Source organism: Lederbergia lenta NBRC 16444 (assembly GCF_001591545.1).
GTDB lineage: Bacteria > Bacillota > Bacilli > Bacillales > Bacillaceae_C > Lederbergia > Lederbergia lenta.
This window is the reverse complement of sequence record NZ_BCVC01000001.1, coordinates 1411901-1426393: the sequence shown is the minus strand read 5'-3', so window position 1 is coordinate 1426393 and position 14493 is coordinate 1411901. Positions and strand designations below refer to the sequence as shown.

At 35.5% G+C, this 14493-nt stretch carries 12 protein-coding genes; 1 reads left to right on the top strand and 11 read right to left on the bottom strand.

What is annotated here, in order from left to right; all coding sequences use genetic code 11:
* Positions 1–41 precede the first annotated feature (41 nt).
* Positions 42–941 (top strand): DUF4349 domain-containing protein, encoded by a 900-nt coding sequence (locus tag BLE01S_RS06730; protein ID WP_066138787.1) that lies wholly within the window; start codon positions 42–44, stop codon positions 939–941.
* A 361-nt stretch (positions 942–1302) separates the two neighbouring features.
* On the opposite strand, the gene BLE01S_RS06725 is transcribed toward BLE01S_RS06730, so the two are convergent.
* The 11 genes from BLE01S_RS06725 to BLE01S_RS06675 all read right to left on the bottom strand — a co-directional run bounded on the left by BLE01S_RS06725 (position 1303) and on the right by BLE01S_RS06675 (position 14396).
* Positions 1303–2085: an ABC transporter permease gene (locus BLE01S_RS06725; protein WP_174521706.1), complete on the bottom strand. Its 783-nt coding sequence runs from the start codon at positions 2083–2085 to the stop codon at positions 1303–1305.
* A 5-nt stretch (positions 2086–2090) separates the two neighbouring features.
* A complete protein-coding gene (locus BLE01S_RS06720; protein WP_066138784.1) occupies positions 2091–2894 on the bottom strand; it encodes an ABC transporter permease in 804 nt (267 codons plus the stop codon).
* Complete coding sequence (locus BLE01S_RS06715) at positions 2891–3868, bottom strand: ABC transporter ATP-binding protein (protein ID WP_066138781.1); 978 nt, start codon at positions 3866–3868, stop codon at positions 2891–2893. The genes BLE01S_RS06720 and BLE01S_RS06715 overlap by 4 nt, the downstream gene beginning before the upstream one ends.
* Before the next feature lie 163 nt (positions 3869–4031).
* Entirely contained in the window at positions 4032–5369 is a 1338-nt protein-coding gene (locus BLE01S_RS06710) for a CoA-disulfide reductase (protein ID WP_066138778.1), read from the bottom strand.
* 190 nt (positions 5370–5559) lie between these two features.
* A complete protein-coding gene (locus BLE01S_RS06705) occupies positions 5560–6204 on the bottom strand; it encodes a rhamnogalacturonan acetylesterase (protein ID WP_066138773.1) in 645 nt (214 codons plus the stop codon).
* 24 nt (positions 6205–6228) lie between these two features.
* A complete protein-coding gene (locus BLE01S_RS06700; RefSeq protein ID WP_066138770.1) occupies positions 6229–7119 on the bottom strand; it encodes a carbohydrate ABC transporter permease in 891 nt (296 codons plus the stop codon).
* A 29-nt stretch (positions 7120–7148) separates the two neighbouring features.
* On the bottom strand, positions 7149–8081 hold the full coding sequence (locus BLE01S_RS06695; RefSeq protein ID WP_066140980.1) for an ABC transporter permease: 933 nt from the start codon (positions 8079–8081) through the stop codon (positions 7149–7151).
* Between the two features lie 108 nt (positions 8082–8189).
* The gene (locus tag BLE01S_RS06690; protein WP_066138767.1) at positions 8190–9710 is read right to left on the bottom strand and encodes an extracellular solute-binding protein; all 1521 of its coding nucleotides are present in this window, start codon (positions 9708–9710) and stop codon (positions 8190–8192) included.
* 266 nt (positions 9711–9976) lie between these two features.
* Entirely contained in the window at positions 9977–11149 is a 1173-nt protein-coding gene (locus BLE01S_RS06685; RefSeq protein ID WP_066138764.1) for an oligogalacturonate lyase family protein, read from the bottom strand.
* A 104-nt stretch (positions 11150–11253) separates the two neighbouring features.
* Positions 11254–11898 carry a YesL family protein gene (locus tag BLE01S_RS06680; RefSeq protein WP_066138761.1) on the bottom strand — a complete coding sequence of 215 codons (645 nt, stop codon included), beginning with the start codon at positions 11896–11898 and terminating at the stop codon, positions 11254–11256.
* A 161-nt stretch (positions 11899–12059) separates the two neighbouring features.
* Positions 12060–14396: a helix-turn-helix domain-containing protein gene (locus BLE01S_RS06675; protein ID WP_066138758.1), complete on the bottom strand. Its 2337-nt coding sequence runs from the start codon at positions 14394–14396 to the stop codon at positions 12060–12062.
* Positions 14397–14493: the final 97 nt, after the last annotated feature.

Sequence of the window (14493 nt, the reverse complement as noted above, 5' to 3'; positions counted from 1 at the left end):
ATGGGATACGTCTACATATTTAACAGATAGGGGGCGTTCTGATGGGAAAGGGAAATAAGCTTTTATTAGTTTTATGCTTTTTCGTTCTATTGTCAGCATGTAGTACAAAGAATTCGAGTGAAAATGCTAAAATGGATGAGTATTCTCAAAGTTCTGGTGAAGTGGCTATACAAACGGAAATGGATGTAGAAGAAATGGTTTCTGACACAGAAAATGCCGTCGATAAAAAACTGGATGTAGTCACATCTGACAGAAAGATTATTCATCAAGCACAGTTGCATCTAAATGTAGAAAATATTGAGCAATCCTTGCATTCGTTTGAAAAAAAGGTGAATGATTATGGTGGATACATCGTGGAGTCAAATGTATATCGGGAAAATGAGGATGCTATGAATGGTATGATCACAGTGCGAATTCCAGAAAAACATTTTCAGCCTTTTTTAAAAGACGCGGAAGGCGAAGCAACTAAAGTTTTAGAGAGGAATGTGACTGGACTGGATGTCACTGAGCAATATGTTGATCTCGAGTCTAGATTAAAGTCGAAACGGGTTGTAGAAGAAAGATTACTTAATTTCATGGAAAAGGCAGAAAAAACGGAAGATTTATTAAAAATTTCCGATGACCTATCTAAAGTACAGGAAGAAATGGAAGTGCTTGTTGGACAGATCAAGTATCTAGAAAACCAAACTTCTTATTCCACAATTAACATATCAATGCAGGAAAGTCGCGTGGTTGTTCCTGGGATAGACAATAAAAACTTAAATACTTGGGAAAAAACTAAAAAGCAACTTGTTACTAGTACGAACTTTATTCTATCTGCTATTTCAGGATTGACCGTATTAATAATTGGAAACATACCAGTTATTTTGTTATTGCTTATTATTGGAGCAGTGATTTATTTTAAAGTGAAAAGGAAGAAAAAGAATCAAGATATAACATGATTAAAGCCTAGGTTAATCATCATGATATTACAAGAAAGCTACTAACGAACAGTGATGGCCAGTATTAATCGACAACGGCTTGTAAACAATTTTTCATAGCCAGTAAATGTTGATTGACGGCTAGTAAGTTGCTCGCAACGGCCGGTATTCCTTCAGTGACCGGTAAACATTAAAAACATAGAAAAGCGATCAAATCATCGGAAAAATGAGTTTTTAAAGGTCTACTCATAGTATGATTATGATTGTCTCCCAATAGAAACAATACAGTTCCGAGGTTCGGTACTCAAAAAGTAATCCACTTAAATGGATTACTTTTTTATGTTTATATAGCAATTAGGTTAATCAATACGTCAAAGCTAATTTATGACCCTGTTGACCGATAGTGTTTCACACCAAATCTCCAAACTAGTAAACAAGGAAGAATAAATATAATCCCAGCTATGGGTGCCATCATATATACAATGGAATTCCCCTCGTTTTTATCTAATAAATACATTAACGGTAGGTAATTAACAGTGCCAAAGGGTATGATAAATGTAAAAAACTTTGCTACCCATTTATGATAAATATTTAAAGGGTATTGTGCCATCTCCCTTCCACCATCTGTAAATATATTTACTACTTCAAGGCCTTGGATCGTCCAAAAGCACATCGTCGCAGCAAGGATGAAAATCCCAGTAAATATAAATACTCCACTAATAATCATCAGTATGAGAATACTAGCTTTAATGATACCCCATTCAATTGGCAAATTACTTAATGCCCAAATTAAAACAATGATACTTTGAATTAGTCTGCCAAACCTTGTAAACTCAAATTGTGAACCCATTACTTGAATAATCGTATTCCTTGGACGCACAAGCAGGCGGTCAAAATTCCCATCTCTAACAAGACTGGAGAAGGCATCGAACCCACGAGCAAAGCACTCACTAATCGAAAAAGCCATATGAATGACGGCAAAGCAAAGTGCAACCTCGAAAAAACTCCACCCTTTAATCTGTCCAAAACGCTCAAATAAGAAATATAATCCAGCGAAAACGGAAAGCGGGATGAAAAACTGACCAAATGATAGAAGTAAAAATGATGTTCTATACTGCATTTGAGATTTAAATAAAATTTGGAGATATTTAAAATAGAGACTCAAACTGTTCACCCTCCCTGTACAACTACTCTTCTTAATGCCTTATTAAAAGCAAATCTTCCGAGTAACACTAGGACGACCAGCCAAATAAGTTGAGCTAGTATTCCGATGATCGCTTCATTTTGTGGAATATGTCCTGAGTAAACGCGAAATGGAAAATCTGCTGTTAATCGAAAAGGTAGCATATAAGCGATATTTTGCAGCCATATAGGCATAAACGGGATCGGAATCGTTAAACCGGCAAAAAACTCCCCAATTACCCCAAAAACAAGCAATGATCCAACTGGAGACATCGTAATAAAGACTGAAATATAAATGAACATAGAAATAGCAACTAGGAGCAATAATCCTAGAATCATAGATGTTAAAAATAAGAGAAAGGTTGTTACATTTAATGGTAAGGTCATTCTATATGGCTGCGGTAGTAAAAAAGCAATGATTAGAATTGGAAAGCTGCGAAGGATGGCACTCGATAGCCGTTGTGCTAATAGTTTTGCATACCAGAAACCATAAATTCCACAAGGTCTGCAAAGTTCATATGCGATATTTCCACTAGTAATCAGGTCAAATAATTCATTGTCACGGAACCACAGCATAATGAACGCAAGGAATGCTTGTTGTAGCCAAATATATGTAACCAATGCTTGAAATGAAATAGGCGGTGTTTGGATGGCATGTTGATAAAATGCCTCAAAAATCATAATATACATAAATCCCCAAAAAAACTGTGTAGCTACGCCGGCAAATGCAGCGGCACGATATTGCATACCATTAAGAAGTCGCAGTTTTAACACAGAGATATATGGATTCATATTTGGTACTCCTTATAAAGCTGGACGATAATCTCTTCGATTGGTTGTGCTTCGATAGAGACATCAAGCAATTCTACCAGTCTAGAAATTTGAGAGATCACTTCTGCTATCATTACTTTTTCCGTATTTATGCTAAGAACCGCTCTTTCTGAAGTTTGAGAATGAACTGTAACTCCGTAAACGTCGAATGACTTTATACTTTCTCGGTAATCTACCGTAATTATTTTATGTGAACCATATTTTTTCCGAAGTGCCTCTAACTTGCCATCATACAGTAAACGCCCCTTACCGATTAAAAGAACCCTGTCAGCGAGGGCTTCGATATCATTCATATCATGCGTAGTAAGAATGACTGTAACTCCTTTTTCCTTATTAATGGTTTTTATGAACTGTCGCACGGCAATTTTTGAAAGGGCGTCAAGTCCAATGGTTGGCTCATCTAAAAATAAGACACTCGGACTATGTAAAAGTGACGCTGCGATTTCACACCTCATTCGCTGACCTAGGCTTAGCTGACGTACAGGTGTGTAAATAAGCGTTTGTAGATCAAGTGTTTCGACGAGCAGGTTGATATTGGCTTTGTACTCATCGTGAGGAATTTTATAAATGTCGCGAAGAAGCTCAAAAGAATCAATAACAGGTACATCCCACCACAACTGAGAACGTTGTCCAAAAACGACGCCAATATTTTTGACATATGATACTCGCTCCTTCCAAGGAGTGTATCCCATAATGGTGCAACTTCCACTATCGGGGACCAAAATTCCACTCATGACTTTGATTGTTGTGGACTTTCCAGCCCCGTTTGGACCGATGTAGCCGACAATTTCCCCTGGTTCAATAGAAAAAGAGATATCATCCAATGCTTGAACAATCGTATGCTCACGGTGAAATAGCGCTTTCACTGAATTCATCAACCCAGTGGAGCGCTTGGCAACTTTGAAAGACTTATTTAAACCTTCAATAGTAATCAAGTATTTTCTCTCCTTTATTTGGCAATCAGAAGGAAGATAATACCATTATTTAACCACCGTGTCAATCGCTTTCATACATATTTTCAAGTGTTTTATCTTTTTTGTTGACATCAATCAGCTAGGATAGATGCCCACAACTGATTGATGCCTTGCTGAAACTAGCTCACCTCCAAGAATGTCTTCTAGCTGCCTGCTGGATTGGGTCCCATGTACTGTTATAAGGAGGTGCATAACAAAGATCAAGGTCCTCTAGATCTCTCATTGTCATACGGTTAAAAAGAGCGGTAGATAAGACATCAATCCGCTTATCCACCCCTTCCTCTCCAATTACTTGTCCACCAAGTAATTGATGATTATCATTTCGATAAATTAACTTAATAAGAATAGATTTTCCCCCTGGATAATACCCAGCAATATTATTTGTTTCCAATTTTATCATTTCGTATGGTAAGTTTAATGATTGTGCTTCTTTTTCAGAAAGTCCTGTCTTGCCTAAAGATACATTCATAAATTTGATAATAGATGAACCGGTAATTCCGGAGAAGGGCCTTTGAACACCTACCATATTGAAACCTGCAATTCTTCCTTGCTTATTTGCAGTGGTCCCAAGCGGGATGTAATCATCTTTTTCTTTCACTATATGATAGTGAACAGCACAATCTCCTGCCGCATAAATATCTTTTATACTCGTTTCCATATGCCGATTTACTTGAATTGCATTTTTAGCATTAAAGATAATGCCCGTATCTTTTAAAAAATTCGTGTTTGGCGTGATGCCAGTAGCAATTAAAACAAGATCCGTCTTATACACATTGCAATCCGTTTGTATTGACTCAACTATTTGTTCGCCGTTGATTGCTAGTACATTCTCATTAATGACTACTTCAATTCCTTGTTTAGAAGCTTCTTCGTGGATAAGTAATGCCATATCTTCATCAAATATATTTGCCAGATGTTTGCCCCGTTGAATAATCCGTACATGTTTATCCATCATTTTGAAACTTTCTGCCATTTCCAAGCCGATATATCCACCGCCAACTATGGTGATATCATTTATATCTTTACCCATATCATTCATTATTTTATGGGCATCTGGTATGGTTTTTAACGAATGTACATGTTTTAGGTCTATTCCTTTCCAATCTGGGATATGTGGACTTGCTCCAGTTGCAACTAATAATTTATCATATTCATACTTGAACTTTTCTTCCGTTAAAACATTCGTAGCGTGTACAACTTTTTTCTCTGGATCTAACTTATTTACTTCGTGATATATCATTGCATCAATACCATATTTATTTCGAAATGTATCGACACTTCTAGCGATAAGTGCATCTGTTGAAGGAATAATCCCACTAATAGTGTAGGGGAGACCACATTGACCGTAGGAATAAACTCCGCCTTTTTCAAGTGTTAGTATTTCAGCGTCCTTATCGTTTCGGATAATTTCCATAGCAGCACTCATGCCTGCTGCGTCCCCACCGATAATGATATATTTCATTTTAATCCCCCTTTTAGGAAAAGCTTATATTTATCATATTATAAAATTAGAGTAATGGATAAGAATGACCTTAGAATAACTTTGGATAGGAAAATTCAATAAAATGAGAAAAAAGCTAGCAGACCCTAGCTTTATATTAATACCCGTTATATTGTTTTTTTAAAGCAAATAAGTGAGATTTACTCTATTTTTAAAAATTCTCTTCTTCACTTATCATTTCCATTAGCTCTTTTGCGACCATTTCTGCCACTTTTTCCGCGCCAGCTTCCGTATAATGTGTACAATCCTCCCCGTCCACAGAAATCATAAATAACTTCTCTGCTGCTTCATAACCAATCGAAGTAAAATAATTTAGACTAATATAATTTAAATCGATTAACGGAACATTTTTTTCTTCGGCTACTTCCTTCATTGCCTGACAATAGTTTGGAAAATCATTTATAAATTTCCCGTGCACGACATGCAACCTACCGACCGGTGTAATAAGAATAGGGATTGCATGCTTCTTTCGTGCACCATCAATATACAGTCTTAAATATTGTTTATACGTAGTGCTTGGTTCTGTATAACGTTCAGGTCGATTGATCGAAGAATCATTATGCCCCATTTGAATAAGCAAATAATCATTAGCGCTAATCTCTTCTAAAATTGCATCTAACCGCGATTCCTCTACAAAAGTCTTCGTGCTTCTACCTCCGATTGCATGATTATGAAAAATGATATTACGCTTACAATATTGATCGATGTATTGACCCCACCCCGCCTGTGGTGATTCATCCTTCTCATATGTTTGAACCGTAGAGTCACCAGCTAAATATACTTGTATCTTTTTCATCACTTTATGTCTCCTTCCTCATTATTAACCTTTTACTGAACCCAATAGCATCCCTTTCGCAAAATGCTTCTGCAAAAATGGATAAACTACCAAAATGGGAATTGTTGCAACAACAACTACAGCAAGCTTCAATGATTGATCAGGAGGCTCTACATAATCACCGCCCATAGATGTTGCATCAGCTCCTAAAGATTGTGACAGTATAATAATTTGTTGAAGTAATACTTGTACTGGCAACTTTGTATGATCATTAATATATAATAAGGCACTGAAAAAGTCGTTCCAGATAGCGACTGCATAAAACAATGCAAAAGTAGCCAAAACCGGTGTTGAAAGTGGTAGCATGATCCTCCAAAAAACATCGAATTCCGTTGCTCCATCCATTTTTGCCGATTCCTCAAGTTCAAAAGGAATATTTTGAAAAAAGGTTTTTACAATAATTAAATTAAATGGATTGATAGCCAATGGTAATATTAATGCCCAATAGGAATCTAGCAATCCAAGATTCTTCACTACTAAATACGTCGGGATCATTCCACCGCCAAAGAGCATGGAAAAGATCACCATATTCAAGAAAAAGTTTCTTCCTAATAGATGCTTTCTTGCTAGTGGATATGCCATGGAAAAAGTGAAAATTAAGCACACAATGGTACCTACTATTGTAATGAAAATCGAAACGAGTAAACTTCTTATAAATGTAGTCGTTGAAAAAATATATTTATAAGCATCCAAAGAGAAAATTTCTGGAAAGATAAAAAAACTTCTTCTCGCTAATTCTGCTTCAGTCGCAAATGAGCCGGCTATAATGTATGCAAAAGGCAAAACCGTCAGAATTCCAATAATCCCAAGGATGGTGATATTAAAAACATCAAACACCCTTCCAGCGGGAGTATTATGTAACTTATCTAAGGACATAAAATACGCCTCCTTTACATTGTTTTTCCTTAAAAAATCCCTTCTTGTCCCAACTTTTTAGCTAGTTTATTGGCTCCTAAAACCAACACAATTCCAACTATAGATTTAAATAAACCGACAGCTGTACTATAACTGAATGCCCCTTGCGTGATACCAACAAAATAAACATAAGTATCAAATACATCTGCAACTTCTCTATTTAAGGAATTCGTCATCAAATAAATTTGCTGAAATCCAGTATCGAGAAAATTTCCAAGACGTAAAATCAGCAATATAACAATGACACTTCTGACAGCAGGCAATGTAACGTGCCATAATCTTCTAAAGCGCCCAGCCCCATCAACAATAGCAGCATCATATTGTTCAGGGTCGACTGACGAAAGAGCGGCTAAAAAGATTATTGTTCCCCAACCGGTTTCTTTCCAAATAATCTGTAACATGATCAAAGGTCTAAACCAAGTATTAGATGCTAGAAAGTTAATTTCCTTACCAGTAAATGTTGATACAAGTTCGTTTATAGCTCCCCCGCTCGTTGTAAAAAATATATACGTAATACTTGCGATTATTACCCATGACATAAAATGCGGTACATAGATAAGTGTTTGAACGGTTCGCTTATATATTTGTTTTCTTAGTTCATTTAGCATTAAAGCCAGTATAATAGGAGCCGGAAAAAAGAAGACCAGATCCAATACGGCGAATATAAAAGTATTGCGAAGCAATCTCATAAAATCTGGATTTTGAAAGAAGTTAATAAAATGATCAAATCCAACCCATTTGCTTTGTAGTACTCCTAGAAAAGGAGAATAGTTCTGAAATGCGATGACGATTCCCCACATTGAAAGATATTTAAAAACAATAAAGTATAATAAACCGGGTAATAATAAAAGATACAGCCACCGATCGCGTTTTAGACGTGCAAGTACACTTACTTTTTCTGTTGACTGTATGTTAGGGGACATTTGTAGATTTCCTTCTATTTGCGGTTCTTTGCTACCTCTCAATTGGACTCCCCCTCCCTTTCTATCAAAATTATTAGAGCAGGTTGTATACCTGCTCTAACTCATATTTCATTTTGTGTCCTCATATAATTGATTTATTTCTTCAATATATTCCTTACCTCCGCTATTCATCCAAAGCTTGATAGCTTCATCAACGCCTTTTTCATCAATTTGACCAACAATAAACTTAATGCGAGCATCTTGGATGATATTATCGAGCTGTTGGCCTTTTGTTGCATAGACATCCGAAATAAGTGATGCGGCTGGATCAGGTACTACAATATTTTCATTTTCTTTCATAAGCGCATCTTCTTCTTCACGTAAAACTGACATGGTTGGTTTATAAAAGCGGTCCTCTGGAATTCCAGTTTGGAACTGATTTAAGTCCGTGTATTCATTTTGCATGGACTTATTATCGGCGGACAAAGAGATTAATTCACCGTCTTTTAATTCATAGTGAGTACCTTCAACGCCGTTATATGCTAAATTTTGTGCTTCGGATTCGCTTAATTTATCAATAAAAGCTAACACACGTTGTAACTCTTCTTCTGTTTTCACGCTTGTTTTAGGGATCGTGAGCATTCCTGCATAACCTAGCGTCGGCAAAGTACGTTCTCCTTTTGGTCCAGCTGGGGCACCTAATACACCAATAGGATCTTCCAAATCTGTATTCGCCTTCATCATTTCTTCTTGTGTGCGGTGAGCCCGATCAAGTACATCTACAATGACACCCGTTTGTCCATTCAGTAACGGATCTCCCCATTTAACAGGATCCATTACAGCAAAGTCTTCATTAATTAAACCTTCATCATATATTTTCTTAAAAAATGTTAATGCTTCCCTGTATTCATTCGTCATAAAATCTGGTTGTAATTTACCATCACCATCTTCTCCCCACTTGTTCGGGGCGCCAAACCAAATTTGCATAATATCTAACGGACCTGCATATTTTGAAATGACCATTCCATAGGTGTCATCTTTTCCGTTACCATCAGGATCATCATTTGTAAAGGCTTTCAAAACATTGTAAAATTCGTCTATTGTTTTTGGCATGTCTAATCCTAAATTCTCAAGCCAATCTTTCCTAATAGTCACACCATTTCTTCCAAGTGGTCGCCCGCGATAAATACCATATATTTTCCCATCAATCATACTATTTTGTAATACAATTTCATTCGCTTGGCTTAAATTTGGGTAATCTTTTAAATAGGGCCCTAATTCCCAAAATGCGCCATCACGAACTGCACTTACAAAGCTTGGAGGTTTTCCTTCTATCATAAGAATATTAGGAAGATCGCCAGACGCCAAAGTAATATTCACTTTTTCCGAGTACTCATTTAATACCCATGTTACGTCAATGTCAGTATCTGTAAATTTCTCGAGCTCTTTTAAAGCTGGACTGTTTTTTGTTGGCGGTTCAGGTTGATAGGCCGTCGTCATAATTGAAATTTTGTTCTTATAACCTTCACCATCTGCAGTGCTACCCGTTTTTTCTCCTTTACCAGAACAAGCTGCCATTGATGTAACAAGCAAGGTAGATAATATTCCCATACTTAGCTTTTTACTAAAAGGTGTCTTTCTTTCTTGCATGTAACTTCCCCCTTATTTCGTTTTAGCTGTTTTCGAAAGTTCATTGCTTAAAATGAAACTTCAACAACTTACCCTAAATTTAGAATACTGGATACTTTCCTGCAATGGGAAAAAATTGTCCCCACAAACACTTGATAAAACAATGTTTAAGGCAGGTTTTAGCATTTTCTTGTATAATCACATTTTTTTGAGATCAATCTACTAAAATAATAAAAGGAGGCCGATTGTTGTTTTCACCAGTAAAAAGGAATGTTATTCATTTTATTTTACTTAGCATGTGGAAGCTCTTTTAAATCAGGTACCTCCACCATGTAAACTTGACCATAACCACTTTGATCACTTGTAAATAATAATTTTTTACCATCAGGACTAAATCTTGGATGGACATGCGTCTTTTGAACATGAAAGCTACATCGATGTCTACATAAAATTAATGGACCTTTCAATTGGCCAGCTGATTTTTCCCATAAAAATATGTAGTCTTTATTGTTTGCTCCATAGGCACTTGATTGTTGACCATCTCCGACGATAAGGTCTCTTTCATTAGAATGAATATGCATATTTTGATATGGAAACTTATATTCATCACATTCACTATTGTCATACTTGATTGTGCCGAAAAATTTTCCTTGTTCAATTTCTAGTGAATCTGTATAACCGTGATAACCAATATGCGTGCCATTGGCGAGCCAATATTCATGTCCTGCGTATTCATTTACTTTACCTTCTCTGATCTTCCACTTTTTCCGTGTATGAAGGTCCATTAACCAAATCCGGTGATCAATATGGCTCCATGGTCCCTCATGACAAAATGTAATAAGATGGGGAACTGTTGGCGATGCATTAACATGCCCAATCCATCGGTTGTCCTCATGAATAATTTCATTCATTCCGTCATTTAAATGTAATAAGTGGATTTGACAATATGGTTTGGCGGCCTCCATCTCTTCAAAACCAATATAACCACCCGATAAATTGGTTGGAATGTGAGAGCTCATATCCTCAGTCAATCCAAAACAAAGATGTTTCCCATCAGCTGTACAACTAAGATTGCTAAAGTTAAAAGCATCTGGACTAGTAAAAATTACCTTTTCCTCGTATGTTTTCAGATTGAGAGCAATGATTGAATCGCCGACCGTGAAATATACCTCTGGTTTCACCGGATTAATAAACGTACTTTGTAATCCGTGCGTCATACTTGTGTCTAAATCTGTCAATTGAATCAGTTCACCATTTAATAGATCAACACTAAATAAATTTGTTTGATTATCCCTGTCTGATACAATAAGCATTTTATTTTCGTCGTCATACCAACCATTATTCGTAAAATACAAATGAAAACTATGTGCCATATGATCTGTTAACTGCGTAATATTTACGCCTGTTAGTGAGTCTTTATATGATTTTATTTCACTTGGCCATTTTTTCCCCTTACTCAAATTCCTCACCCCATCTATGACAGCGCATTGGATTAGCTGTTATTTATTTTTTGCCTAGATCTATTCTTATCCCTGTATACTAAGTGGTTGTCTGCTTCGGTTATTTATACAGAGTGCTCAATGAAATGCTCAGCTGATTTCATTGACTTTTCATAGCTATGAAAAGTTTGAAAAGCAATTGCCATAAGTATGTAGCTACATAAACTTACACCAAAGAATGGGATGACTCCTGGTAAAGTTAATAAGATAAAAGACGTTACAAAAAAACCGGCAATTAAAATCAAAGTCCATATGGGCTTTACGAAGCCTATCATGACCGCCTTGTTCAAATACTGGAAAAAAGGTAATTCATACTGTACATAAAGAGGAAACAAGATTAGGGCTGTGGCTAAATAAATAATAACGATAAAGAAAGTAAAAAATTTTAAAGTAAAGAATAGGATTCCTACTTGATTTACAAAATATTGTATATTTATCGTCAATATTAAACCAACCGCCGCCATGATAAGGCCTAATCCATTCGCTTTTAGAAACTCCTTTTTAAATGCTTCTTTATATGTTCTATAGATAGAGAGATTAGCATCCTTCATGATCCATTTTCTAATAACAGTAAAAAGTGCTACCGTGCTAGGTGCCCATCCAAATACAATGCCACCTAGCAGTGTAGATCCTATCCAAAGGATATTAAGATATGCCATATTCATTATGAATTCTGAAGCACGATATAATTTTCCTGTTAAGCCATTCATTTGCTACTGCAACTCCTTTCTAAATATTTCATGGATATGAAAACTTACAGATGATAATGGATTGGCATAAGGACATTCTCTTAGCTGAAATCTGTTAACATTCATATTTCCACCTCCTAAAAAAACTAACATCATGTGTATCTACGATGTTAGTTTTATATTTATTTTCCTGCAATTGTACTTTTTTGCATTTCGTTCATTCTTTGAGTTTGTCGGTATTGACTTGGGGTCACTCCCACCTGTTTTTTAAAGATTCGATTGAAATAACTATGTCTGTATCCAACCTTCTCAGAAATGTCACTTATTTTTTCATCTGTTGTGGATAGAAGTTGTTTAGCTTTTTCTATTCGCAAATCAGTTAAATAATCAATAAAATTAATCCCTACAATTTCCTTAAATGTTTTACTAAGCGTATACGGATTTGTATTTATCTGGTCAGCATACATTTCAAGTGAGATATCTTCCATATAACTTTCCTGAATTTTAGCAATAACCTGCTCAACTAATTTTTTCCTTTCATGATTTTGTCTTCCTTGCAGTTTGATCATGAAAGGTCTGATTACATCTTCCATAAAACAATGAATGATACTACTAGGTTCTCTATGTTGCATTAACTTTTGCATGATATCCTCTCCATCGTAAATTTCTAAAGGATGAAAGCCCGATTGCATGATTTCCCCTTGAAATGAATTAAACAAATGAATAACCCCTTGTTGAATATTTATTTCCTTTGATTCATTTGCTATTAATTCCAGCATGAATTTTTGTATGAGCTCTTCGAAGTCTTCTGTTTGTTCCATACGAATCGACTGAATTAATTTCTTTTCTATTGTGAACGGATAATATATTCCTTTGAGCAGATTTGATTTTTCTTCTTCCGGTAAATGAATCACTTGATTTTTATCATTAAAGTAACGTAGACGCTTACCATGCTTAACTTTTTCGTATATTGTAGGTATTTCTTTTATTTTGCTTGTCCGATCGCCAATAGTCACAGTGACTTGTAAATTTAATATCTCATTGATCGCTTGCGTTACAATATTTGCAAATTGCATTAAAGATTCATTTGTAGAAAATCTCTTCTCCTCTATGATGAGGATGCCAAATGATAAATCATGAAAATCCATCATTTGAATATGAACAAACTGTTCTTCTGCCAATTCTTTAATAACATTAGAAGCAACAAATGAGATGGTGCTATCCTCACTTTGTGAAAAGCTTCCTTTAATATGCTGCACACCTGTTAACTGGATATCTATAAATAAAAAGGAAGGATTTTCAATCTCCCATCCGTATCCTTTCATTCGTTTATACAAGTCTCGCTCTGAGTATTCCTCTAAATGCCCCTGAGTTAGCTGCATCAAAAAACCATTTTTCAATGCAGGGATATGAGTAAGTAGCTGATTTTGTAGCTGTTGACTGTTTTCGGCCAGCTCATGCCACTTATCCTCAATCAGTTTGAATTCATTTGTCTTCCTGGTGGATGATTTTTTATCTTCAAATATAGATAGCGCTTTCATTAATTTTTCTAATGGACTATATATTTTTCTAGTAGCAACCCAAGTAATAATAATAGATAAAATAAAACCACTGACACTAATAAGAATAATTATCTTAGATAAAACAATAATTGGTTTAACGATGGCAGTCATAGGTGAAATGGAAATATAACTCCATTCTGCATTAACTCTTTTCATCTCACCAAATGAAACAGAATAATTGCTCCCATTCCATTCATACATGAAAGATCCTCTGGGCTCTTTTTGTTCTAAAATTTTAGCATGTAAATCTTGTTCGTATCGAAAATCTTGCATACTATTCGTCGCCGCTATAAGATGGTCGTTTTCCACAAGAAAAGCAGCACCTTCATTATATGGATTTAATTCCTTGACAAGTTGGGTGATTTTATTAGATTCAAGTTTTACAATAAGTACATTATTAGATTGTCCCGATGGAATATTATGAATTAAGCCAAATTCTAAGCTTGATTTTCCTTTTTCTTTGGATAAGGTTTCGGGAAGTTCTCGCCAATAAATACCTCTCTTATTAGAAAGAAGCGATTGTAATTGTTCTGTTTCTTTCATATTGGTCAATGGATTATATTCCGGGTTAAATAGAGTTTTCTGTTCTGCATCTACGTATAGATAAGCCTTAGCTATCAAAGGATTGCTTTCTTGTAACATGAAAACAGATTGTGTAAGATTATGGGTCTTTGAGAATTCTTTTATAAAGTTGATTTCATTTAAATCACTAGTTAATTCTGGGTCAAATCCTAAGTGAGCTATATTCACTTCCAACTCTTGGAGCTGACTATTTAAATGTTTAGCTTGCTGATTCACATGCTTTTGATGGAGTATCTGCAGTTCGTGTTCAATTTTCTCGGCACCAAACCAATATATCGCTCCGCCAATAATCATTCCTGGAATGGATGTTATTAAAAGTATGATAATAAAGTTTCTACGAAAATAATTACCCTGTAACCAAAATTTCTTATTCATATTCAGCCTCCTTTTAATAGTTGTCGGATAAGTGCGAATATAACGGACTTTATCATATCATATAATTATAGTAAACTATGTATTTTTTTGTAAAATA

Excerpts from the sequence above, each read along its gene's own strand:
- BLE01S_RS06730 (WP_066138787.1), top strand. The coding sequence starts at position 42 with ATGGGAAAGGGAAATAAGCTTTTATTAGTTTTATGCTTTTTCGTTCTA.
- BLE01S_RS06720 (WP_066138784.1), bottom strand. The coding sequence starts at position 2,894 with ATGAATCCATATATCTCTGTGTTAAAACTGCGACTTCTTAATGGTATG.
- BLE01S_RS06710 (WP_066138778.1), bottom strand. The coding sequence starts at position 5,369 with ATGAAATATATCATTATCGGTGGGGACGCAGCAGGCATGAGTGCTGCT.
- BLE01S_RS06705 (WP_066138773.1), bottom strand. The coding sequence starts at position 6,204 with ATGAAAAAGATACAAGTATATTTAGCTGGTGACTCTACGGTTCAAACA.
- BLE01S_RS06700 (WP_066138770.1), bottom strand. The coding sequence starts at position 7,119 with ATGTCCTTAGATAAGTTACATAATACTCCCGCTGGAAGGGTGTTTGAT.
- BLE01S_RS06695 (WP_066140980.1), bottom strand. The coding sequence starts at position 8,081 with ATGTCCCCTAACATACAGTCAACAGAAAAAGTAAGTGTACTTGCACGT.
- BLE01S_RS06690 (WP_066138767.1), bottom strand. The coding sequence starts at position 9,710 with ATGCAAGAAAGAAAGACACCTTTTAGTAAAAAGCTAAGTATGGGAATA.
- BLE01S_RS06680 (WP_066138761.1), bottom strand. The coding sequence starts at position 11,898 with ATGAATGGCTTAACAGGAAAATTATATCGTGCTTCAGAATTCATAATG.
- BLE01S_RS06675 (WP_066138758.1), bottom strand. The coding sequence starts at position 14,396 with ATGAATAAGAAATTTTGGTTACAGGGTAATTATTTTCGTAGAAACTTT.